Here is a 24,384-nt window from a genome sequence, read left to right on the forward strand (position 1 = left end):
TCAAGGCTCTGCCTGCTAATTCCGGAGATTAATCGACCATTCCCGCAGAACCCTGTCCAGCTCTTCCACCCGGATCGGCTTGGAGATAAAGTCCTGCATCCCTGCTCGAAGGCACATTTCCTTATCTTCCTTCCGGGCAAAGGCGGTAACCGCAATAATAACCGGGGATAATCCCATCGCCTCGCGGATTCGCCCTGTAGCCTCAATACCATCAAGCACCGGCATCTGAATATCCATAAACACCAGATCATAATGACGTGTGAGCACAGCGTGAACCGCCTGCTCCCCGTTCAGGGCCACATCCGAGGTATAGCCGCGCTTATTCAAATACTTCTGCAGCAGGTGCAGATTCACCGGATGATCCTCGGCAATAAGGATCGACAGCGGACCATATTGCCCCTCCGGATAATCCATATCAAAAATTCCGTTCTTATACTCTTCAGCTGCAAGGATCTCCAGGGGCAGCGGAGGCCCCGCAACCTCCCCAGACGGCATAACCTCAATCGTGAAATAGAACTCCGAGCCCTCATCTTCGGTACTGTCCACACCGATCGCACCATCCAGCAGCTCGACCAGCTTCTTGCTTATGGCCAGCCCCAGTCCGGTTCCGCCGTATTTGCGGTTAATGGAAGGATGCAGCTGGGAGAACGACTGGAACAACAGGCTCTGGCTGTCCTGCGGAATTCCAATACCGGTATCTGTCACCGAGAATCTGAGAATCATTGACCCGGGTTCCCGTACAGGTTCCAGCTTCACGGAAATACCGACTTCCCCTTCTTCCGTGAATTTCACCGCATTGCCGACCAGATTCACGAGGATTTGCCGCAGCCGGATTTCATCCGTTATTACAAGACCGGGAATCTCCGGGTCTGCTTCGCTGCGCAGGGTCAGCCCTTTTTCTTTGACCCGCGGATAAAAGAGTTCACATACATTCTGAATCACTTGCCGGACATCGACCGGCTGCAGATCCAGCGTCATCATACCGGATTCAATCTTGCTGAAATCCAGCACCTCATTCAGAATATGCAGCAGTGCTCCACCGCTTTTATTAATAATCTGCGTGTAGTATTCCTGCTCTTCCGTAAGCTCTGTCCCCGAGAGCAGATCAGCCATGCCAATAATCCCATTCATCGGAGTGCGCAGCTCGTGGCTCATAATGGCCAGGAATTCTGATTTGGCCCGGTCGGCCTGCTCCGCTGATTCCTTGGCACGCACAACCGCCTTCTCCTCGGTAATGTCACGGAATACCACTACCGCACCCTTGCGTTCCCCGTTATCATATAATGCCGTCATGCGGTATTTAACGAGGAAGCTGGAACCGTCCTGTCTCCAGAAAATCCCTTCCTGCTCCCGCTCATAGGAGAGATTAGTCGTAAGCAGCTCTGCGAGGGTCCTATGCCCTCCGCGGTAGAGTTCCCCGTCCATCCAGGTCTGGGCGATCGTCTGCAGCTTGATATTGCTGGCCAGCTCCCCGGGAGCGTAACCCAGCATAATGGAAGCCGCCGGATTAATAAAGACCGTATCCCCCTGCAGATTGATGCCAAAGATCCCTTCCGAAACCGAATTCAATATCAGCGCATGCTCATAACTGAGCTTCTCAATCTGTTCCAGATGCCGTTTGCGTTCGGTGATATCGCTCGTGATCGCAAACACGCCTACCACCTGGCTGTCCAGCAGAATAGGTACATAAATCATGCCAACCTCAACCGTCTGCCCGTCACGGCGGATGATCCGGGTCTCAAAGGTCTGGGCCATCCCCCCGGCAGCGGCAAGAAAACGGTTATTCACAAATGCCAGCTCATCCGCATCAATAATCTCACTGTAGCTTGAATGCAGCAGTGTTTCACGGGAATAGCCGGTGAGCTGCTGCAGACTGGCATTCAGCGACTGGATGCAGCCCTGCAGATCCATTGCACTGATCGCGGACGGATTATATTCGAACAGCGACTTGTACCGGTTCTCGCTTTCCAGCAGCTTCAGTTCATATTGCTTGCGCTCAGAGATATTCCGGGTAACCCCAATCATCTCTGTAATTCCCGGGGTTCCCGTCTCCGTATGCCGCAGCGTAGTCTCCACCCACAGATAAGAGCCGTCCTTGCACAGATAACGGAAGACGATAGGCTCCAGCTTCAAGCCCTTCTTACTATCGTCCAGAAAAGCCTGCACACAGGCAAAATCGTCAGGATGGATATAATCCATCCCATTCGTGCCGACCATTTCTTCCGGAGTATATCCGAACATCTGCTGGCAGACCGGAGAAGCATACAGATATGTCGCCTGTTCATCTGTCGCATTGCGTGAGATAAAGTCCTGAGAATTCTCCGAGATCAGGCGGTAATTCCGTTCGCTGTCGCGAAGCTGTTCTTCCATCCGGTGGCGTTCCGTAACATCCTGCACAATGCCGCGGATCTGCTGAACCTTGCCTGTCGCATCAAGGATAACCTCCCAGTGCGCATAGATCACTTTACGCCCGCCGCTGCCATTCCTGATTCTGAAGGTCGCCTCACCTTGGGTGCCTGACTTCAGTGTATGGTGCAGCTCCTCACGCAGCGCCCCCAGATCATCCTTCACCACACAATCCAGGAGCAGCTGATAATCAATCCGGGTATGACTGCCCTGGCAGCCGCCCATTTCAAAAATAGCCCGCATCTGGCTGGAAACCGTCAACTCCGCATAGACCGAATTCCATTCCCACGAACCCATCTGCCCAAGCTCCTGCGCAGACGCCAGCATCTCCTCATATTTCTTCCGCTCTGTAACATCACGGGCAATGGTCAGTACCTGCTGCACTTCACCTTCACGGTCCCGCATAACCTGAAACGAGCTTTCAATCCAAATGTAATGGCCGTCTTTATGCCTTGCCCGGCGGGTAAAGACATCGTTGTCCGAGTATAGCTTGCCCTGCTCGGTCATCTCTAGCGCGTCAACTTCATGATAATATTCCGGCCTTTTCCTGCCGATCATCTCACTTGCGGAGTAACCCATCACTTTCTCAACAGAGGGAGAAACATATCGCAAGGTTCCATCCGGATCGGCAAAGGAGATCATGTCCGGAGTATTTTGCGTAATCAGCTTGTAGAGCTGGTGATCCTCCTCAATCTTCTTCTCTGCTACCTTGCGTGCGGTAATATCAGTCATCTCCGCAATCAGCTGCAGGGGCCTGCCTGTCGATTCATCAATAATTAAAAATAGATGCAGCGCCACCCAGATGATCTCCCCATCTTTGCGCACAAACCGTTTCTCTTTATCTACAGCCGCGCCGGGACTGCGCAGCAAATACTTCATAATCACGCCGTGATCCACGGTATGCTCATCCTCCGGATAGGCAATATCCAGATAACGCAGATCCTTAAGTTCATCCTCTGTATATCCGAACATCCCGCAAAAGGCAGGATTGGCCATGAGCATTGTACCATTGTCAATGGATACTACCGCATAGCCTATGGAAGAACGTAAATACAAATGCTTAAAAAGTGTGTCAGACAAAGCTCGAGCCTCCTCTGTGAAAGTGGGGGACATAAATTATTATCAGTATACCTTTTTTTCGGAAAATATGCTCCAGCTCTGAAGTCACACCAATAATCAGGCAGTATATTCAATGCGTCAAAAAACCGCCCCGGTCAAGTAAATGACGTCAAGGCGGTTGTTATATGATTTTTATAATATTTGATTGTACCTGATATATGACAGGGCTGGCCTCTATTAGTCCAGCCTCTTGCGCGGCAGCCAGAAGGCACAGAACACGGCAAGCACAAGAGAGCAGCCTGCGAGCAGCCATTTATCGTTATCCCATTCGCTATTTATCAGGCCGAATAAATAAAAGCGGCCGGTCAGCTTGCCTTTGGTCATGAAATCAAGCAGATACCAGGAGAACCCGGCAATGTATCCGGCAGAGATGTTGCCGATCAAGAGCGCAGCCGTCATTCCCGCTGATCCTATCGCAACTGCGGTAATCACTGTCCCGCCGATCATCGGCCACAGTTCAAAATCAGCACCGCTCCCATGCATCCATGTGAATAAGGCAGTCACCACAAGGAAGATATAGAGAACGGTGAGCAGCCAGCGGAAAAGAAATACCGGATGATGCCTTACCCGCTTGGCATAGAGCACTTCACCAATCCCGCCATCCTCCAGCAGGCCCAGGTGGGGGAAGACAATCAATCCCAGAAAGCTGATCAGCTGTTCCCCCAGCTTCGCAGCCTGAACCCTGTTCATCAGTGCCGGCTCCATGAAGAACGGGACGACAGCCAGAAGCACTGCGGACAGGAGCCATGAATAATGTGCAGTCAGCCTGAGGTTGTACCCGGCCAGCGGGCGGATGATCTGCCGGCTCATCTAAGCGCCTCCGCTGCAGATGCCGCCACACTTCCTTTAGCTGTCTTCCTGCTCAGCGTTTTGGCTGAATCCAGCCGGCTGCGGTTTCTTTCCCATAACCAGGCGGCTCCTGCAGCCAATAATACAGAGAGTATTAAATAGAAGCTACGGTTAAGTGCAATCTCATCCGTCCACTTCCAGTATAACTCGTAGTCATTAGGCGAGTTGAAGCGGATGAACAGCCGGTTCAGCCCATAAGAGCCCAACAACGGCAGTACCGATACGAACCACCAGATAATCTGCAGGGCGATGGGTACGATCCCCCGGCGGAACAGCATCGAGCCGAACATCCCGAAGGCAACGGAAACCCATAACGTCGGCAGTAGCCACCATGCTGTGTATCCAAGGAAGATTACAATAGCCTGTCCCGTCTGGCCGGTAAGCCCCAGTGAATATACGGTCTGCCAGCCGCCGATGACAGCCAGGATGAGGTAGATCAAAGAGAGCATGACACCTTGTGCAATAAACTTCGAACCGACATACACCCAAGGCGAAATCCTGCGGCTGTAAATCAATTCATTCATCCGGCTTGAGCGGTCCCGGAGCAGCAGAAAGGCAGACAGAAAGACCGGAAAGATCCCTGCTGGTAGCGAGAGATAATCACTGAAGTAGCGTGCGGCTCCGGGCAGCAATTCACCTGCATCCACCTTAGCGTTATAGCGGGCAAGATCCGCTTCCTGCGCCTTTATGGCTTCATCAACAGACTCAATGGCAGAACCGAATTCCCCCAGCCCTTGCTGGTATATACTTTTCCCGCCCAATTGATTGTTCACTGACTCAGCGATAGTGTATACCTCATCCATAGTATACTTATCCGGATTCTTCAGAACCTCATCCAGCTGGGAGATCGCTGCAGACAGGGCTGTCTTCTCCTTCTCGCTCAGCTTAACCTTGAATGGAAAACCCAGCCTGATCTTCTGGCTGGTTCCGGCATCCAGATTCCAGCCCATTTCCTTCCTCATTTGTTCGGCCAAATCGCGGGTATCCGCCGGCTGCTTCCAGCCGTAATACGGGTGTTCAATAGTACCTACATTCTGCGGCGTACTTATAACCGGGGAACCCAGCTCGCCCCAGGTTTCCTCCGTAGCATAAGAGGTGAAATAGAAGAACACGCTCGCGATAATAAACAGATAAAAAACCAGGCTGCGCAGCGTCATGCGCATCTCTTTGCCGATCAGTGCCATCATACGAAGGATTCCTCCCTGCGCATGAGATGCAGATAAGCATCTTCAATCGACGGCGCGGTCTGCTGTGCCCCTGCATAAGGCTGTTCATCTGCAAGCACCCGCACCCGCATATTCCTTCCTTCCGGCACAGCAGACAGAACCGGGAACCGGTCGCGGTCCCGTTCCCACTCCACCCGGTCAAGCTCGGCTATCCAGACACGGCCGGCGGCGGCGGCAGTCAAATCGCCTATTCTGCCGTGATAACGCAGGCGCCCCTTATGCAGCACGGTCATCTGCTCACAGGTGGACTCCACGTCTTCGACGACATGCGTGGACAAGAGAACAATTCTGCCTTCGGCAAACCGGCTGAGCAACCGCCGGAAACGGATCCGCTCTTCAGGGTCCAGCCCTGCAGTCGGTTCATCCACGATCAGCAGCTTCGGCTCATGCACCATTGCCTGGGCTACGCCGAGCCGGCGCTTCATTCCCCCGGATAATGCCTTCACCTTCGTACGGCGCTGCTCGGTAAGGTTAACCAGCTCCAGCAGCTTGTCTATTCTCCGCTTCCGCTCTGCACAGCCGGATATGCCCGATAGCAGCGCCAGATAATCCATCGCCTCCACTACCGTCATCCCCGGATAAAAGGCGAATTCCTGCGGCAAATAGCCAACCAGTTCCCGGATCCGGGCCTTATCTTTCAAGGCAACACCACCAATCTCCACCGTTCCAGAGGTAGGCTCCAGCAAGGTGGCAAGCAGACGCATCAGCGTGGTTTTACCTGCTCCGTTAGGTCCGAGCAGGCCGTGAATGCCTTCGCCCACCCGGAAGCTGATATCCTGCAGTGCCTGCTTGTTTCCGTAGGTCTTGGTTAAATGATTAATAATTAGCTCCATCCCAGTCTTCTCCCCCGTTCTTACAATTCCCTGTTCACCCGTCATTCTCCGGACTCCACGACAATTCAAGCTTCTCAATCAGCAGACCTGCTGCGATCAGAAGGAGCGACAGCGCCACGCATAGTTCCTTATCAATCTTTCCAATCGAGATCATCAGGGCAAAAACAGCCGTTAGGATTGTGACACATGATATTGTCATTGCCTTGCGCCTGGCCAGCATCCTGCGGTTATGCAGCACTTTCTCTGCATCACGCTTGTCATATTCCAGCAGACGCGCTTTGCGGTAGACCTCATCCAGAAATAACTGTTCCGGTTCGTTTGACCTCACAATCCCACTCCTCCTTTTCGTAAATCTGCCTAAGCTTCTTGCGCGCCCGGTGCAGCAGCACCTTGAAGCTAACCATATTGCGTCGCATTACTGCTGCCGCCTGCTCATAAGACATCTGTCCCACATCCACCAGATAGACCGCCTGGCAGTAATCCGGCTTCATCTGGCGCAGCCTTCTGCGCCATTCCAGGTCTTCTTCACGGATAATAGCCAGCCGCTCGGGATCGTCTGTTCCCTGTGTATGTACGCAGCCGTATCTCTCGAATCCGCCGCGGTCTGCCGGACCATCACCCTGTGACCTGCGGTCTTCAGGATTATGGCTCTCTTCCGCGGTCAAGGTACGCTGTCTGCTGCGCTTGCGGATGGAGTCAATGCTTTTATTGCGCAGGATCGTGAACAGATAGGTTTGGAAGGATGCACGGTGATCATACTTCTCCGGATACACCAGCAGATAAGCGAAACAATCCTGCGCCAGATCCTCGGCCGTATGATAATCTCCGGTCAAGTGGTACGCAAAACGTACCGCCGGCTTCCTGTACTTACACACCAGCCACTCAAAAGCCTCCAGGCTTCCGTCCCGGAACCTGACCAGTACAGCCTCTTCTTCCGCGGAATTATCCTTCGCTTCCTCTGACTCAGGGTCTTCCGCATGTTCTCTTCCGTTTCCGTTCGTCTTACGCCGCCTCCTCTCCCGCTGAGCCATCTACTGGTTATTCGTTTACCTCCGGCAAAAGGTTACAGTCTGTCCGCAAAAAATAACCCCACTAAGTGGGGACCCCAAAACAAAAATTATCCTTACAACAGAAACGGTAATGCCGTCCTAATGAGGGCTGTCGTTTCTTCAAGAAGCTGGATGGAGCAGCAGACTATGGCTTACGCCTGCTGCTGGGCCAGCTGTGAGATTCCTGCAATGATTATTTTCAGGCCTGTACGGAACATGTTATCCGAACCCAGCTCGCGGAATAAGCCATTATGGTGCATACGCTGCACCACGTTCGGTCCTTCTCCGGACAGATGTGCAAGCGAATCCATAAACATTCCTTGCGCTCCGCCCTCCGCTTCCTTCTTCATGGCTGTATCGACTCTGCGTTGCTCATATTTATCGAGTTCAAAAGCAATCACATAGTTCAGCAGGCAGGCAATCGAGGAAAACTTGTCGCTGTCGCTGACGGGATGATGATCCACGATCTGCAGAAGCGAGTTGATTAAGGCCAGATAGTCCGGCTCGGAAGGTACCGTTCTCATTAACAGCTGGGCGGAACACGGATACTTAATCATTACGCTGCGGATCATCGATGCACATTGAAACAGCTGCTCTTCCCACTCTCCTTCGAGCTTAGCAGACTGCAGGGCCTCTTTCGCCACCTCATTGGCGAGCGTCTGAAACAGGCTCTGCTTGCTTTTGAAATGCCAATACAGCGAAGGGGCCTGGATATGCAGCAGATCCGCCAGCTTCCTCATACTGAAATCCTCAATGCCTATTTGGTCAAGCAGCTCCCAGGCTGCCTTGATGATATTTGGTTCGGTAATTTGCAGATTTTTGATTCTCATACGAGCCCTCCCGAGTACAAGCTGTTTCTATTCTAAGCGATCCTGCAAACAGGGTCTACCATCGTTAGATAATTTATGCGGCAGAATAAACTTACATCGTTAGATATTTTCCTTTACAGTTAAAAAAGGCAGTGCTATATTAATCTCACACCGTTAGATTAAGGGTGCAGAGATCCTTACCGGCCGGAGGGGTCAGCTGCTTTCCGATCATTATTCAAGCTTCGCAGGATGACCCATATTAATTTTAAGAGGACGTGTACTGCAATGAATCCATCCGCAACAGAAGCCGCCCTGCAAGGCGGCAGGCCTTTTTCGATCAAACCGCTTATCCCTGTACTCTTCTCGCTCATTGCCGGAATGCTGCTGGTTATGCTGGACAATACCATTATGAATGTGGCCATACCTGAGCTGGAGAATGTATTTCACACCAGCCTAAAGACCATCCAATGGGCGATTACCGGCTACACGCTGGCTACCTCCATGATCATTCCGCTCGCAGGGTGGTTCTCGGACAGATTTACCGCTAAGCGTGTTTTTCTTGTATCTATTCTATTGTTCACTGTCGGCTCCCTGCTGTGTGCAGCGGCCCAGTCCCCGGCTCAGCTGATTGTTTTCCGGATTATGCAGGGTCTTGGCGGCGGCATGGTGGCTCCTATCGGCATGGCCTTATCCTTCAAAATCGCCCCGCCTGAGCGGAGAGGCGAGCTGATGGGCTTCCTCGCCATGCCCATGCTGATCGCTCCGCTGCTCGGCCCCGTGTTATCCGGATGGCTGCTTGAATATGTGAGCTGGCATTGGATTTTCCTGATCAATCTGCCTATCGGCCTGATCGCAATCTATTTAGGGATGAAGTATCTTCCGGTCTCCGAAAAAGGAACCTCCGCCAAGTTGGACATTTGGGGAATGATCCTGTCCCCGCTGGCCTTCTCCAGTCTCGTCTTCGGAGTGCACAGAGGTGGCGCGGAGGGTTGGACAGACTTCTATACATTGCTGCCGCTTACCTTCGGCTTAGTTGCTCTGTCATTATTTATTGTTGTAGAGCTGCGACAGAAGGAGCCGCTGCTTGAGCTGCGCTCCTTCCGTTCCTTCGAGTTCACCAAAGGCATTATTCTGGTCTGGATTAACCAGATCGCGTTATTCGGTTCGATCTTGTTGATTCCTTTATATCTGCAGCAGGTTAGAGGCTTCTCCTCCTTGGAGTCCGGGATGATGATCATCCCGCAGGCGCTGGTCAGCTTCGCCGGCGTTATGGCTGGGGGCAGACTTCTTGACAAATACGGAGCACGGATTCCTGTGTTCTCCGGTCTTGTGCTGCTCTCGGCTGCACTCGTTCTTCTGTCACGGCTGGACAGCGATACGACGATCTATGCGATGATTGGATCCTTCGCCCTTCTGGGACTGGGCCAGGGTCTCACCACCATGCAACTCGGCACCCATGTACTCAAGTCGGCACCCAAAGACCTGATCAGCCGGGTAACCCCGCTGACCACCTCCGCCCAGCAGATTGTCGGCTCCTTCGCCATTGCCATCATCTCCGGTCTATTGTCTTCCAACATCGCTGAGCACATGAGCCAGGCCAGCTCCGCTTCAGCTTATGCCCATACTGCAGCGATGGTTGCAGGGTTCCGCGACACCTTCCTGCTTCCGCTGAGTCTGGCACTTTGCGGGGTTGTATTGAGTCTGTTCCTGCGGAAGCAGGAGCACGGAAGCGGGCAGTGAATAAGGTATTTAAAGAGGCCATCGCGCTACGCAAGTTGATCGGCATGAAGTTAAGTGCATCCGGCTTCGCCTCACATAGCGTACATCACGTATATCACGCATCACGCATATCACGCATATCACGCATATCACGCATATCACGCATATCACGCATATCACGCATATCACGCATATCACGCATATCACGCATATCACGCATATCACGCATATCACGCAAAAAAAGATGCTCCCCTTACCGGGTAGCATCTTTTGCGGCTTCACGTTTCTCATCCCGCCCACATCAGTCCTATAATTGGTGCATTGTCTTCGGTTTTTCGCATACATCCGGCCCATCTGCCCTAACATTGGTGCATTGTCTTCGGTTTTTCGCATACATTCGTCCCATCTGCCCTATCGCTGGTGCATTGTATTCGGTTTTTCGCATACATCCGGCCCATCTGCCCTAACATTGGTGCATTGTATTCGGTTTTCCGCATACATTCGGCCCATCTGCCCTAGAGTTGGTGCATTGTATTCGGTTTTTCGCATACATTCTTCTCATTTACCCTATCGCTGGTGCATTGCTCCACAGCCCCCTAATGAAGTTGGAGTCCTCCCCCATAAAAATGTAGACTGAATACAGGAGGAGGATGAACACAATGGGACACTTAACGGGAACAAGAGAGAAGGCAGCGCAAGAGGTGTTGTCTGGCATTAAGGCAGCGGTGGTTGCCCGAAAATATGGGGTGACCCCAGCGACGGTGAATCAGTGGGTGAGAGATTACCGAGGGGCCCATGGGGAACAAGATCATCCGTATCCCCAGGAGCAGGTGGAGGAACTGAAGCGCCTCCTGGAAGTGGAGCAGAAATACGAGAAGGCCGTCAAGATACTCGGCGAAAAGGAGTTAGAGATTGAGATTCTGCGTGAACTGCTAAAAAAGCCAACCCCTGCTTATCCGAAAAAATCGAGGTAGCCGACATGTTCATTAAGCAGGGGAATACCGCAGCTTTGGTACTGCGTCTCATGGGGCTAGCAGAGTCCACGTACTACGACCGTAAGAAACGCAGGTCACTGTCCCCAAAGGCCGTTCAAGGGGGGCGTGGAAGACCCCAGCCAGGCTACTCCTTTAACGAGTCTGGGGAAAAGATTAGTGACGAGGAGATGGAATGGCTGCTGGAATTAATCGCTGGAGAAGAGCACGTGTACGGGTACAAACTCCTGGCCAAGTGCTTGTGGAACCAGCACCGGTTGAAGCTCAATCACAAGAAAAGCTACCGGCTGTGTCAGGCGCTGGATATCCTGCAGCCCCAGCGTCAGAAGCGCTTTAAGCATCCCCGGAAGCTGCCGGAGAACCGAGTCATTACAGGAGCGAGCCAGCTCTGGCAGATGGACATTAAATACGGGTATGTGGAGGGACGTGACCGGCATTTCTTTGTCCTGAGCATTATCGATGTGTTTACCCGTGTCATCGTCGGCTACCACCGGGGATCGTCGTGTGAGGCCAAGCACGCCTGCCAGACGCTGGCGCGCGCCATGGAGCATCACTGCGCCCCTGACAGCGCTCGCCCTGTGATCCGCACCGACAACGGCCCACAGTTCGTCAGCCACCTGTTTGGCGACATGTGTGAAAGCTGGGAAATGACCCATGAACGTATTCCGCCTCGAACGCCGGATTTAAATGCTTTTATTGAATCATTCCACAGTAATATCGATCGGGATTTGTTCCGCAAAGAGGCATTCGAAACGTTCGAAGAGGCCTATGAAGCGGTGGACCGGTACATGGACTTTTACAACAATCGCAGAATGCATACGAGCCTTCGTAACCTGCCGCCAGCTACCTTTGCAGAGTGGGTGCTGACCCTAGAAGACCGCTCCCGCTTCTTCTGGCCGAGAGAAAAAGCGAAATAAAGAGCATATCTACAACAAGTACTGATTTTATACGGAGGACTCCGGGATAAGGGGGTCGCACCGATTGTACTCGGTTTTTCGCATACATCCGACCCATCTGCCCTAACATTGGTGCATTGTATTCGGTTTTTCGCATACATTCGGCCCATCTGCCCTAACATTGGTGCATTGTATTCGGTTTTTCGCATACATTCGGCTCATCTGCTCTATCATTGGTGCATTGTATTCGGTTTTCCGCATACATTCGGCCCATCTGCCCTAGCGTTGGTGCATTGTATTCGGTTTTTCGCATACATCCCGCTCATCTGGCTACTTTTGGTGGACTCAGAGGGAACTTCACCCCCTGATTTCCCCACAACGCCTACTTTCGGCGAATTCAGGCGCACTTTTACCCCTCATTTCCGTTTGCCGCCCAATTCCGGCAAATTCAGGGGCACTTTTACCCCTTATTTCCGTTTGCCGCCCAATTCCGGCAGATTAGGGGCACTTCTGCCCCTCATTCACCCACCCAGCCTCTTTCCAGCCTACATTCCACCCATTAGCTCAAAAATCAAAATGGCCCGTAATTGCCTGAGCAATTACGAGCCATATTTGTAAAACGGATGCGGTCAAGAGGACTCGAACCTCCACGATATTGCTATCACTGGCACCTGAAGCCAGCGCGTCTGCCAATTCCGCCATGACCGCATATTATGTAGTTCAGTGATTCAATCACCGTAATTAAGAATATACTCTCTTTAAATATAAATTGCAAGCATTATTTATTGGTGATTATTACAGCACTATGAAAGTCCTGCTATCCACTCAATGACCCGCAAATAATATGCATGGAATATTATTGAAATACTTATTATTATAATGTATATTCCTCATATGGATTAATAATATAAGGAGGAATAACATGGATTCTTTAGATTACAAGATCATCTCAGCAATAATGAATAACGGCAGGATCACCTGGTCCGAGCTTGCAGGATTGCTGGGTCTTTCTTCTCCTGCCACTGCAGACAGGGTTCGGCGGCTGGAGGAGCAAGGTGTCATTACCGGATATACGGCGCTGATCGACGCGGAATCTGCCGGTTACGGATTGGCTGCACTGATTGCCGTATCGCTGGAGCGGCCGGAACACCGGCAAGGCTTCATAGAACTCGTGATGAAGCTGCCGGAGGTTCAGGAATGCCATCACACTGCCGGGGATGATGATTACATCCTGAAGCTGCGCTGCCGGGGAACAAGGGATCTGGACAGGATCATCAGCGAGGAGATCAAAGGCCTGCCGGGTATCGTGCGGACCCGCACTACGATTATCCTCGGAACGGTCAAAGAAACTCCGCATGTACCGCTGCCCCCGGCAGAACGTACACCATGAACACATGGCTGGCCCTGTTAAGCGGTCTCAGCTTCGGCTTCATTATTGCCGCTCCTGTCGGCCCGATGTCTCTGCTGTGCATGAACCGTACACTGAAGTCCGGCTTCACTGCCGGTCTCGCCACGGGCGCCGGAATAGCGCTCGCTGACGCCTTCTATGCGCTGGTGACCGTTGCCAGCTTCCGGGTTGTGAATGATTTCACCACCACCTACGCCCTTCCGCTTCGTCTGCTAGGCAGCCTGTTTCTCGGCTACCTGGGGCTGAAGGCGATATGGCCGGGTCCGGCCAAGGCAGAACCGGTAACAGCAGCCGTGCGCAACGGAAATATCTACAGCCTGTCCTCCGCCTGCCTGTTGACACTAGCCAATCCGGCAACACTTCTGTCCTTCATGGCGCTTGCCGCTTCCCTGGGCCAGTCAATCAGCGCCTCCCTGTTTCTTCCGGCAGGTATTGCTCTGGGCTCCTTCGCCTGGTGGCTGCTGTTATCCGGCCTAATCGCCCTTATCAGGGGCAGGCTGTCCGGCAGCTTCAGCCGGTTCCTGAGCCTGGGCACCGCAATCATACTGGTTCTGTTCAGCTTATACGGCAGCTTCACCGTATTGTCCACTTATTGGGGGCAATTGTTATGAAGACCGCCCGCGGTTCCTCTGCTAATCCAGCCTCTGCTTTGCCGCAAGAACAACAGCGTCACTCCCGGCCGCACAGCCCGCTCCAGCTGGTGCATTTCCTGGCCGGATATTTCATTTCCAGAATCGGAGACGCCCTATACACCTTTTGTCTGCCGCTGCTCTCCTACAGGCTGACCGGGTCTGTGCTGGTAATGAGCTCGCTGTTTGCCGTCAGTGTGCTGCCGGTCATACTGTTCGCCCCTTTTGCCGGAGTGATCCTCGACCGGTTCAATCGCAAGCGGCTGATGCTCTGCGCAGATCTGATCCGAATGGGGCTCATTGCCCTCATTCCTATACTGGCACATTACGGACTGCTCGCCATTTGGCATCTGTACGTCATTTCTCTGCTCTTATCCATTGTATCAACAGGTTATGATATAGCGGTTGTAACCCTCATTCCGGCGCTGTCCGGGAAGAATCTTACCCGGGGGAATGCCGGAGTTCAGACAGCAGGCCAGCTGGCCGATATGCTCGGACCGGCGGTCGCTGGCGGATTGGCCTCGCTTATGAGCATTACCTCCATCCTGTGGCTGGATGTCGCTTCCTTCGCGGTCATTCTCTGCGTTCTGTATCGGCTTCCGCAGGAACCCGCACGGACACGCAGCGCCAAGCCTGCTTTTGCCGCCGAAATGTCCCAGGGCTTCCTCTGGCTGATCCGCAGCCCGGTCCAATTGGCCCTCTCTGTACAGGCAGCCATCGGCAACTTCGGCTACAGTGCAGCGTATGCCACCCTGACCTACTACCTGATTACCAATCTTCATTTAACTACAGGTCAAATGGGCATGACTTATACCTTGCTCGCTGCCGGAGGAGTCGCCGGGAGCCTTGCGGTTATATATCTTGACCGTCATTTCAGGCGCGGCCGCCTGATTCCGTTGCTGCTGCTGGCCGGAACCTGCGGATTTGTGCTGGCCGGCTTTGGCGACTCCTGGCTGGCGCCGGGAATCGGCTTCGGCCTGGTTGCTGCCTGCAACACCTCCTGGTCCGTCTTGTCCGCTTCCATCCGCCAGGAGCAGGTTCCGCCCGAGCTGCTCGGCAGAGTGCTGAGCTTCTCCAGAGTCGTCACCCGCACGGCTATGCCGGCCGGTGCATTACTCGGCGGCTGGATGAGCGGTGCATTGGCCCCCGGTGCAGTATTTCTGCTGGCCGCCGCCGCCAAGCTGATCGAGGTGCTTATTGCTGTTGCTTCACCAATCCGCAGACTGTGACTGGTGCCTACGCCAGTACCTTCAGCACATCCTCGATTTTACGCTGATGGGACAGCACACCATAATTCATCCAGGCCATGAAATCAACCTCGTACACGCAGCGGTTGCGCACAGCGGGCAGGCTTCTCCATAGCTGTGTATCGAGCAGCTCCCGGCTTTCACCTTCCTGCTTGTCAAAAGTTATAAACAGATGATCTGCAGTCAGCTCAGACAATTCTTCACGGCTCAGGTTCACACGCTTCTGTCCCCGGGTAAGCCTGCTGACGAATCCATGCCGCTGGAGCCCCAGATCCTCATGCAGAACGCTTGCTGAATATCCCAGCTCATCACAGCCATACAGAGCAACTCCATAAGCGGAAATCCGCAGTAACGCTACCGTCTGTCCCCGGATGCTGCGGCTGAGCATCCGCTTGGCCTGCCGGGCCTGCTGCTCATAATGGCCGATAACTTCCTCCACCCGTTCCGTTCTGCCGAAGACAGCAGCTGCGGAGCGGAGCGTTGCCCGCCAGTCCTCCTGATGGAACGGAAGCCGGAGCAGCGGGGCCACCTGGCGGCATTCCCCCAGCTGCCAGCGCTGAAAGCCGTCATCCAGTATAATCAGCTCGGGCATATACCGGGAGAGTTCTTGCCAGTCTCCGCTCGAAATATCAAAGGCAGGAACCTGATCAAGACCCAGATACTCCTGCTTCCCCCACTGGGCATGACAATATTGCACCACCGGAGTAATCCCCAATGCCAGCAGATAATCCTCCAGAAAAGGGGCAAATACGCGGACTCCCTCCTGATGAAGGTTCCTGTATTGGCCTGGAGTTACTCCAACTGTTCCTTTGAAGCGGCGGTTGAAATAATACTCATTACTGTAGCCGACAGCCAGTGCAACATCATGCAGGCGGTCCCTGGTCAGCAGCAGCTGCTGCTGTGCCCGTTCAATACGCAGTCCATTCAAGTGCTCCAAGGGAATCTGACCGGTAATCTCTCTAAAAAGCTGGGTATATCGCGCACGGCCAATCCCTGCAAGCTCAGCCAGCTGGTCGACAGATAAGGATTCATTGAAATGGTCCTCCATATAGCGGATCGAACGCTCCACCGCCTCATGATCATCCCTGGTCTTCATCGCCGGAGAATTCGCCCGCATGAGCAGCAGCAGGAGCTCCTGAAAACGGGTCTGAGCCGCAAACCATTCAATATCCTCGGCACTCCTGCGGCTATGATAAATGGAATCCAGCAGCAGTACACACTGCGAATAAGGTCTGCAGTTAAGGAATCCCGGCCGGAGCATGCCATCTCCAGACTCCCTTTCCACTCCGTCAGGTTTGCTGTCTCCGGTATGAATAACCTCAAAGCCTATCCGGTAAAAGCTCAGCCCCCGCTCTCCGGCCCGGATTCTGTTTAGTGATCCGGCCTCTATCAGAAATGCGGCACCTTTCTCCAAGGGATATTGCCTGTCATCCGCTTTGAGCCAGCCCTGCCCTTCCGAAACTATAATTAATGTATGTTCCTTGTACACATCTGTCGGTTCATTTCCAGACGGGGACTGGGCAACGGTTTCTATGTTAATCAGGCTATAGAATAGCCTTCTTCCGGTATTTTCCTGTACTAGATCCGCCATTCCACCCCTCCTTATTGAGAATCATTATCACCAACTCAGTGTAAAACAAAAAAGAAGATCTATCAACTGTGCTGATAGACCTTCTTTTCACTTGCTTCATCAAAATTATGTTATTTCACCATTACCTTCAGCAGATCGTCGAGCTTCATCGTATTTGCCGTGATTGCACCGGATTGCCAGTGGGAACGTTCCATTCTGTAGATGTTCCCGTTCTTCACCGCAGGCAGGTTCTTCCACAGAGGGCCATCGAGAATCTGGATCGCCTCCTGATTAGCCGCAGTATCCCAGTCCCCGTTGTCAGGGAATACAATGATGTGATCCGCTTCAAGCGCTGGTATCACTTCTTCGGAAATAATGGACTGATATTCCGTCATCTCAGCAGCCATCGGGACAGGAGTCAGACCGAATTGATCATAGAGCACACCGGTAAAGCGGTTTTTGACTCCAAAAAGAGCAAAGGTTTTGTCCGCGACATTAAGCCGGATTACAGCTACCTTTTCCTGTCCCAGAGCCTGCTGCAGCTTGGCTTTACCCTCGGCTACCTTCTGGTCATACTCAGCAAGCACAGCCTCACCCTTCTCCGGAATACCCAGCGCATCGGCAATCGCTGTGAGCATTAGCCTTGAATCCTGCAGCACGCTCTCCGGCAGACGGTAGGTTGGCGCCACCATGGAATATTGTTCATACTTAGCGGCATCTGCACCGCCATCGGTAATGATCAGATCGGGATTTTTATCGAGCAACGCTTCCATACTGCCGCTAATATCGAATTCAGGCACATCCAGATTCAGATAATCCTGCTTGCCCCAGCTTGGATGATACCACTGCACCACTGGAGTAACGCCTAGTGCCTTCAGATAATCTTCTACATAGATCCCCGCCACCCGCTTAGGATTTACGGGAATTTCTACATCTCCGAATTCTCCGGTAATCGTACGGGTCGCTCCTTCTTCTGAGGCATTATTGCTGCTCTCTGTAGGAGTTGCACTGGCTGCTGCTGCCTCTTCCGCTGTATTCCCTGCTTGGACAGCGTTGCCCTCCGCAGCCTTGTTAGCAGTCCCGCAAGCCGCCAAAGCGGACATTGCCAGCATAAGTACGATTGTCCAGATAAACTTCCGGCCCCGGTTTGTCATTTCTCTTCACTCCTATGTCTGTTTTCATTGATTATCATTCTCATGTAATCTTAATGACAATAGTAGCATGTCCTGATCAGCTTTCAATGCACTTTCTCTGCCAAAATCTTATACAAACTAAGTGTATTGAATTTTGCTGTAAGCGGGAACGACATTGCCGCCCTTGTGTATGGACGGTACCGTTTCAGTGAGAAATAGAAGGATAAGTGATCCTGTGAAACATATAAATTCTTGTAGTTATTAAAAAAATTGACCCCGCCAGCAAGTGGCGGAGTCCATAGTTCATAAACATATATAGCACATACAAGCTGAGGATATCCTTAATATACCATCCGATTGTAAATGGAATGTGTGAGGTAATCCATGAAAATAATAAATATATCCGTGTTCATTATAATCCGCTATCCCCTGTCACCCACGTATCTGTCCCGTCCGGCCCCCATTCCAGCCGCGAACAAGAGCACGCTTGCCGCCGCAAGCAGCGCCAGTGGTGTGTTCCAGCTGTTCGTAGCATCATGCAGCAGACCAAACAATGCGGGTCCCATCGCGGCCAGCAGATAACCGGCCGACTGGGCCATGCCTGACAGCTCACTGGCTTCCTGCGTAGTCCGGGTGCGCAGGCTGAAGAACATCATCGCCAGTCCAAAAGCGAATCCCCCGCCGATTCCAATGCATACCGCCCATACCGCCATCAGCTCCGTGCTGCCCAGCCAGATTCCAAGGATGCCAATGATAAACAGAATAGAAGTAATAACTACCAGCAGGCGCTGATTCTTCATCCGTCCGGCCCAGAGCGGTACAAAGAATGTAAACGGCAGCTGTGCCAGCTGCATCAGTGAGAGAATCCACCCCGCGTGGCTGGAGGACATTCCCCGCTCCCCGAGAATAACCGAAAACCAGGCGATCAGGACATAGTAGAGCAACGACTGCAGCCCCATGAACAATGTAACCTGCCAGGCGAGCGGGGAGCGCCATACGCGCACAGCCGAAGACCGCACGGCGCCTGTACCGCTTGGGCTAAGGCTCTTCATCTGCGGAATCCAGAGCAGTGTAGCCAGCGCAGAGATGATAAACCACAAAGCCAGGGTTCCCCTCCATCCAAGCCCCGCATGGGAGGCCAAAGGAACACTGATTCCTGAAGCAGCAGCTGCACATATATTCATCGAGACCGTGTAGATTCCGGTCATCAGGCCGATGCGGTGCGGGAATTTCCCCTTGATCAGTCCCGGCAGCAGCACATTGCAGACGGCAATGGACAGGCCAATCATTGCCGTACCCGCAAACAAGGTGACGGTTCCGGAAGCCGAACGGACGAGTATTCCCATAGACAGCGTAAGCATAGCCAGCATCAGGATATTGGCAAGTCCCACTTTGCGGGCTAGCTGTGGAGCGAATGGAGATAGTAGCGCAAAGGCCAGTAGCGGCAAGGTCGTGATCGCTCCGGCCAGGGTATTAGACAATCCCAGGTCATCCCGGATTGTCTCCAGGAGAGGTCCGACTGAAGTGAACGGGGCGCGCAGCGCAGCAGCGACACAAATTATGCCGGTGATGAGCATCCACCGGCTGGCGGTATTTGAATCATGCGCGGGCAAACCTGGCTCCGCTATGTTGCTTTTTTGACGGCTGAATTTCATGTTGTTCCTCCAAGGCCGCAGCAAAACACCCGTCAAGCCGGGGGCTTGTCAGGGAATAAAGCTGCTGTATGTAGTAGACTTTCAGATCCATGGCACATGTCGCCATTATATCTCTTTACGCTGGAGGCTGCACAAATTTAAGTTAGTTCCGAGGGTTGACAATACGTCTGAACATCATCCGCAGCAGGAAAAACCGCCGGTCTCCGGGGACCGGCGGCGGCACACATAAGTGAGGCTTAATTAAATCCAGAAGGATTTAGTAATGATTACGAGCAGGATGAACAGAACCAGAATCGCGCCAGTGGAAGTGAATACTCCGCCGTATCCCCCAACATTTTCGCTCATGTTAACTCCTCCTTTATACTTGAATACAGTTAAACTATGTGGAAAAAGCCATTCGCGACTGGGTGAACCGGCAATAAATCAGATGAATTACATGTAATTTTAAACATCTTACCGTTGACAAATCATGTAACCCTCTTTAGTATCCTAAGAATAAGGTTCACTTGAGAATCAATCTCAATAACCAGATACATAACACACTACAGAAAAGAGTGAACAAGAGATGCTGCGTCGTTTTTTCTCCTATTACCGTCCTTATAAGAAGCTGTTTATCCTCGACTTCACCTGTGCGGTAGGTGCCGGTCTGCTGGAGCTTGCTTTTCCCGTAGCGGTCAATAAATTCATTGATGATCTGCTGCCGGGTCAGGACTGGCCGCTGATTCTGATTGCCTGTGTGGTCTTGCTCGGAATTTACGCGCTGAATACGGCAATGAACTATGTTGTCACTTACTGGGGGCACATGCTGGGCATTAACATTGAGACCAATATGCGCAAAAAAATGTTCGATCATATCCAGAAGCTGTCCTTCCGCTTCTTCGATAATAACAAAACAGGTCATCTGCTCGGCAGAATTACCAATGACCTGAACGATATCGGCGAAGTGGCCCATCACGGGCCGGAGGATGTGTTCATCGCTGTCATGACACTGATCGGTGCATTTATTCTGATGGCGGATATCAATCTCCAGCTGGCTGTGATCACCTTCATCATCGTGCCGGTTATGGCCTGGGTCATCATCCATTTCGGCCGCAATATGACGGAAACTTACCATCGTCTGTTCGGCAATGTGGGTAACTTTAATGCCCGGATCGAGGACAATGTCGGCGGGATTCGTGTGGTTCAGTCTTTTGCCAATGAGGAATATGAGAAAGAGCTGTTCGCTGTGGACAACCAGAAGTTCCGCCAGACCAAGCTGATGGCTTATAAGCTGATGGCCAAAAGCTCCTCGGTCAGCTATATGATGACCCGTCTGATTACCATTGTAGTAATGGTCTGCGGCGCCTGGTTCTTCATTCAGGGAGAGCTTGAGATCGGGGAATTCGTCGCTTTCATCCTGCTGGCTAACGTCTTCTTCCGCCCGATTGAGAAAATCAACTCCGTCATCGAGAGCTATCCGAAGGGGATTGCCGGGTTCAAGCGTTATCTTGAAGTCATTGATACCGAGCCCGATATCGCGGACAAGCCGGATGCTGTAGAAGTAGGCTCACTCCGCGGGGATATCAGCTTCAGCAATGTCAGCTTCGGCTATGAAGCGGACCGTACGGTTCTGGCGGATATTAGCCTGAACGTAAACGCCGGTGAAACCATTGCCTTCGTCGGACCTTCCGGCGCCGGTAAAACAACGATCTGCAGCCTGCTTCCCCGCTTCTATGATGTGACCGGCGGAGCCATCTCCATCGATGGGATCGATATCCGCGATATGAAGCTCACCTCGCTGCGGAAGCAGATCGGGATCGTGCAGCAGGATGTGTTCCTCTTCTCCGGCACGATCCGTGAGAATATCGCTTACGGTAAGCTGGATGCAGAGCTGCCGGAGATCTGGCAGGCCGCACGTCAAGCTCACCTGGAAGAGCTGATCAACAGCCTGCCGAACGGGATGGATACCGTTATCGGGGAACGCGGCGTCAAGCTGTCCGGCGGACAGAAGCAGCGCCTGGCGATCGCCCGCATGTTCCTCAAGAATCCGCCGATTCTGATTCTGGACGAAGCCACCTCGGCCCTCGACACCGAGACCGAAGCGGCGATTCAGCAGTCGCTGGCTGACCTGTCCGTGGGCCGCACAACCCTTGTCATCGCCCACCGCCTGACAACGATCAAGAATGCCGACCGGATTATCGTGGTCAGCGAGGACGGCATCTCTGAGGAAGGCCGCCATGAGGATCTGGTGGGCGCCGGAGGCACTTATAGCCGCCTGTATCAGGCGCAGTATAATGCTTAGGAGTACACATTAAAAACCTTGCGAGATGCGGCCTGCGTGCTGCACTTCGCAAGGTTTTTTTCGTTCACGGGCCTCATTCCCGCAACCTCCCGTGAACAGTTTCGTCAATTAGTATATGTAATGCAACTGAAGAAAGGCGGGGGTCTTAGGATGAAAATAAAAATACTCATATTGCTAACGGCTGTTATAGTCCTATGCGGCTGCTCGAGTAGTACTCGGATTAAGGGCGGCTCTGCAATTGATTGGGTGGATTTCCTAAAGTTGAATGGACATTCCTACACCGGATCTTGGGAAAACGTGATTAAGAATCCGGATCAAGTCACCACTGAGACTGTTGGTAAAGTGGACTTTAAAGTCGCGGATGTCGTTACTAATCCTCATTACCAGACGAAGGATGGCGATGCTGCCTTTTTGGAAAAAGGAACTAAGCTATACCGCATTGAAGGCTTTAAGACAGACGAAGTTATTGCCGCTAAAGATGAAACACGCATCGGCGGATACCGCTTATATGTGGAGGATGATTACTCCAATAACCTGCAGCAGCGATATAACGACGTCATTAAACACAATATAGAGCGGGTTGAACTATATCATCAGGATGATGTGAAGCCTTACAAAACTCTAACCGATGATGAAACCAAGCGCTTCATTCACTTGCTGGAAAGCGGAAAAAACACGCAAAATTACAGCCCTCAGAATAAGGACGGTGATCCGGAATATTATCAGGTAGTCCTATATACCAGCGGGCCGTTTGCCTTCTCCTTTTCTCTTGTTGATGACGGTGTGAATGTGTTCTTTTCGCCTTGGGATACCAGAATTGTCGGCGACGAAATCCGAAGTTTATTACAACCTTAGAAACGGCCTATAAAGTACAATCAACCAAACTGCAAGGTTACCTATGCCCCAGTTTGTTCGTTTAAGATTGGCATCTGCTCATCAGCGTTAAGTGTTCTAATCATCAGTCCTGCCCAGAAAACGGATCGCCAGCTCTCTATAAAAGTCGATTGATTCCAGGTAAGCCTCAATATCCACCCACTCATCCGGCTGGTGGGCAAGGCGGTGGTCGCCCGGTCCGTAGATCAACACCGGAAGCCTGCCGTTATCATGCAGCACGGAGCCGTCCGTGTAGTAGGGTACGCCTTGAATTGGAGTTACGTCTCTTGCCGCATCACCTTCTGCTTCTTCAGCAGGGCCTCCCGCTTGGCCCTGCCGCCTCTGCTGCGCAGCAATTTCCAAAGCCGTAGTAATCAAACGCTGGCCGGGATCAGTATAGACCACACTGCGGTCCAACAGCTGCTCTACCTGATAACGGTAGTCCGCATGACGCTGCCGGATATCCTGGAGCTTGTCCTCAATCTCCCGCAGCAGCGGACCATGCTCCAGCGGCGGAACGGTGCGGATATCCACATCGATGGTGCAGGAATCCGGGACCACATTGGTCTGTACACCACCGGTAATCTTGTTCACGGACAGGCTGCTTGAACCAAGAACCGGATCTGTGGCCTGCCACTCCAGAGCATGGCGGTGCAGCAGCGCGATTACCTCCATCATGCCCTCCACCGCATTGAGTCCAAGCTGCGGCATGGAGCCGTGGGCGCTGCGTCCGAAGAGGGAAATGCGCAGCCAGAGGGCGCCTTTGTGGCCGACCGCCACCCGGCTGCATGTCGGCTCGCCGATGACGAGGCCGTCCAGCTCCGGCAGGTCGTGCCTGTGCTGCTCGGCATATAGCCGTGCGCCGCAGCTGTCCACCTCTTCCCCGGCTGTCGCCAGGATGAGCAGATCACCGGCCAGCCGGATGCCGTCCTGTTGCAGGGAAGCTGCGGCGAGCAGCATGGCGGCCAGGCCGCTTTTCATATCCGAGGTGCCCCGGCCATACATCCGGTCCCCCTCAATCACCGCGCCATGCGGGGGATAGCTGCCTGCTGCTTCGCTCCAGGGACTGACCGTATCAAGATGGCCGCAGAACATCAGCTTCCGGTTGCCGGAGCCGGCAATCACCGCCTCCAGGTTGCTCCGTCCCTGCTCCACAATCGTAATGCTGCTGGATATGCCCAGCTCCCGCAACACCTCCTGCAGCAGCAGAGACAGCCTGTGCTCATTGCCGGGAGGATTACAGGTATCCACTTGGATCAGACGCTGCAGAAGAGGCACGGCAAACTCGCGGCTTCTCACATTGATCATAGTTCAACATCCTCCTTGGTTAGGTAGTTTCAATTCAGTTTAGTTCAACTCAGTCCAGTTCATCCTCGTTTCGGCCAAGTTTACAGCACGCCCATCCAGATCATGCATATAACTTATGTTGAAATCTACGTGATCTCCGGGATTTTTGCAGCCGCAAAAGTCACGTTGTCCTGGAGCATACGTATCACTCAGGACAAAACCTTGGCGCCGCTAAACGTATCAGCTTCTTTACCTCCAACATTTCCCGGATGATCGGCTTCCCCAGCTATCGGAGGCATATTGTATTCGGTTTTTCGCATACATTTGGCTCGTTTACTCCATTCGTGGCACATTGTACTCGGTTTTCCGCATACATTTGGCCCGTTTGCTCCATTCGTGGCAC

The 24,384-nt window shown here is 52.7% G+C and carries 20 protein-coding genes and 1 tRNA gene; 8 read left to right on the forward strand and 13 right to left on the reverse strand.

Going from position 1 to position 24,384, the window contains the following annotated elements; genetic code table 11:
- Positions 1-15: 15 nt before the first annotated feature.
- The 7 genes from NSU14_RS19665 to NSU14_RS19695 all read right to left on the reverse strand — a co-directional run bounded on the left by NSU14_RS19665 (position 16) and on the right by NSU14_RS19695 (position 8,312).
- Positions 16-3,486: a PAS domain S-box protein gene (locus tag NSU14_RS19665; RefSeq protein ID WP_076244183.1), complete on the reverse strand. Its 3,471-nt coding sequence runs from the start codon at positions 3,484-3,486 to the stop codon at positions 16-18.
- Positions 3,487-3,702: 216 nt separating this feature from the next.
- Positions 3,703-4,335: a hypothetical protein gene (locus tag NSU14_RS19670; protein WP_042135648.1), complete on the reverse strand. Its 633-nt coding sequence runs from the start codon at positions 4,333-4,335 to the stop codon at positions 3,703-3,705.
- Entirely contained in the window at positions 4,332-5,561 is a 1,230-nt protein-coding gene (locus tag NSU14_RS19675) for an ABC transporter permease (RefSeq protein WP_336101322.1), read from the reverse strand. Before NSU14_RS19675 ends, NSU14_RS19670 begins: the two co-directional genes overlap by 4 nt.
- Positions 5,558-6,478: an ABC transporter ATP-binding protein gene (locus NSU14_RS19680; protein WP_340946899.1), complete on the reverse strand. Its 921-nt coding sequence runs from the start codon at positions 6,476-6,478 to the stop codon at positions 5,558-5,560. The genes NSU14_RS19675 and NSU14_RS19680 overlap by 4 nt, the downstream gene beginning before the upstream one ends.
- Positions 6,468-6,761: a hypothetical protein gene (locus NSU14_RS19685; RefSeq protein WP_042135644.1), complete on the reverse strand. Its 294-nt coding sequence runs from the start codon at positions 6,759-6,761 to the stop codon at positions 6,468-6,470. Before NSU14_RS19685 ends, NSU14_RS19680 begins: the two co-directional genes overlap by 11 nt.
- Positions 6,724-7,464, reverse strand: a complete 741-nt coding sequence (locus NSU14_RS19690) for an RNA polymerase sigma factor (RefSeq protein ID WP_076244179.1) — start codon at positions 7,462-7,464, stop codon at positions 6,724-6,726. Before NSU14_RS19690 ends, NSU14_RS19685 begins: the two co-directional genes overlap by 38 nt.
- Positions 7,465-7,634: 170 nt before the next feature.
- Entirely contained in the window at positions 7,635-8,312 is a 678-nt protein-coding gene (locus NSU14_RS19695; protein ID WP_340946903.1) for a TetR/AcrR family transcriptional regulator, read from the reverse strand.
- Positions 8,313-8,576: 264 nt separating this feature from the next.
- Here NSU14_RS19695 and NSU14_RS19700 point away from each other — a divergent pair, with 264 nt between their 5' ends.
- The 3 genes from NSU14_RS19700 (at position 8,577) to NSU14_RS19710 (ending at position 11,919) form a co-directional block, all read left to right on the forward strand.
- Positions 8,577-10,031 (forward strand): MDR family MFS transporter, encoded by a 1,455-nt coding sequence (locus NSU14_RS19700; protein ID WP_340946904.1) that lies wholly within the window; start codon positions 8,577-8,579, stop codon positions 10,029-10,031.
- Positions 10,032-10,669: 638 nt separating this feature from the next.
- Positions 10,670-10,984: a helix-turn-helix domain-containing protein gene (locus tag NSU14_RS19705; protein ID WP_052421685.1), complete on the forward strand. Its 315-nt coding sequence runs from the start codon at positions 10,670-10,672 to the stop codon at positions 10,982-10,984.
- 5 nt (positions 10,985-10,989) lie between these two features.
- Positions 10,990-11,919, forward strand: coding sequence for an IS3 family transposase (locus tag NSU14_RS19710; RefSeq protein ID WP_340946906.1), 930 nt, complete (start codon positions 10,990-10,992; stop codon positions 11,917-11,919).
- Between the two features lie 603 nt (positions 11,920-12,522).
- Here the strand turns inward: NSU14_RS19710 and NSU14_RS19715 are convergent.
- Positions 12,523-12,606 (reverse strand) — tRNA-Leu (locus NSU14_RS19715).
- A gap of 214 nt (positions 12,607-12,820) precedes the next feature.
- Here NSU14_RS19715 and NSU14_RS19720 point away from each other — a divergent pair.
- The 3 genes from NSU14_RS19720 to NSU14_RS19730 are packed head-to-tail and all read left to right on the forward strand — an operon-like array spanning position 12,821 to position 15,164.
- Entirely contained in the window at positions 12,821-13,288 is a 468-nt protein-coding gene (locus NSU14_RS19720; RefSeq protein ID WP_042234929.1) for an Lrp/AsnC family transcriptional regulator, read from the forward strand.
- Entirely contained in the window at positions 13,285-13,917 is a 633-nt protein-coding gene (locus NSU14_RS19725; RefSeq protein WP_340946908.1) for a LysE family translocator, read from the forward strand. Before NSU14_RS19720 ends, NSU14_RS19725 begins: the two co-directional genes overlap by 4 nt.
- The gene (locus tag NSU14_RS19730) at positions 13,914-15,164 is read left to right on the forward strand and encodes an MFS transporter (RefSeq protein WP_340946910.1); all 1,251 of its coding nucleotides are present in this window, start codon (positions 13,914-13,916) and stop codon (positions 15,162-15,164) included. Before NSU14_RS19725 ends, NSU14_RS19730 begins: the two co-directional genes overlap by 4 nt.
- Positions 15,165-15,171: 7 nt before the next feature.
- Here the strand turns inward: NSU14_RS19730 and NSU14_RS19735 are convergent, their stop codons facing one another.
- From NSU14_RS19735 to NSU14_RS19750, 4 genes are all read right to left on the reverse strand, one after another.
- Entirely contained in the window at positions 15,172-16,773 is a 1,602-nt protein-coding gene (locus NSU14_RS19735) for a helix-turn-helix domain-containing protein (protein WP_340946912.1), read from the reverse strand.
- 110 nt (positions 16,774-16,883) lie between these two features.
- Entirely contained in the window at positions 16,884-17,906 is a 1,023-nt protein-coding gene (locus NSU14_RS19740; RefSeq protein WP_340946914.1) for an ABC transporter substrate-binding protein, read from the reverse strand.
- Between the two features lie 401 nt (positions 17,907-18,307).
- Positions 18,308-19,540 (reverse strand): CynX/NimT family MFS transporter, encoded by a 1,233-nt coding sequence (locus NSU14_RS19745; protein WP_076244166.1) that lies wholly within the window; start codon positions 19,538-19,540, stop codon positions 18,308-18,310.
- A gap of 240 nt (positions 19,541-19,780) precedes the next feature.
- Complete coding sequence (locus NSU14_RS19750; protein ID WP_216626667.1) at positions 19,781-19,885, reverse strand: YjcZ family sporulation protein; 105 nt, start codon at positions 19,883-19,885, stop codon at positions 19,781-19,783.
- 220 nt (positions 19,886-20,105) lie between these two features.
- On the opposite strand from NSU14_RS19750, the gene NSU14_RS19755 reads away from it, so the two are divergent.
- Both NSU14_RS19755 and NSU14_RS19760 read left to right on the forward strand, forming a co-directional pair.
- On the forward strand, positions 20,106-21,821 hold the full coding sequence (locus NSU14_RS19755; protein WP_340946917.1) for an ABC transporter ATP-binding protein: 1,716 nt from the start codon (positions 20,106-20,108) through the stop codon (positions 21,819-21,821).
- Positions 21,822-21,971: 150 nt separating this feature from the next.
- Entirely contained in the window at positions 21,972-22,676 is a 705-nt protein-coding gene (locus NSU14_RS19760) for a hypothetical protein (protein ID WP_340946920.1), read from the forward strand.
- Positions 22,677-22,772: 96 nt separating this feature from the next.
- Here the strand turns inward: NSU14_RS19760 and NSU14_RS19765 are convergent, their stop codons facing one another.
- Complete coding sequence (locus NSU14_RS19765) at positions 22,773-24,002, reverse strand: M20 family metallopeptidase (RefSeq protein ID WP_042135629.1); 1,230 nt, start codon at positions 24,000-24,002, stop codon at positions 22,773-22,775.
- Positions 24,003-24,384: the final 382 nt, after the last annotated feature.

The organism is Paenibacillus sp. FSL R10-2771 (assembly GCF_038000205.1).
Lineage (GTDB): Bacteria > Bacillota > Bacilli > Paenibacillales > Paenibacillaceae > Paenibacillus_AQ > Paenibacillus_AQ phytohabitans.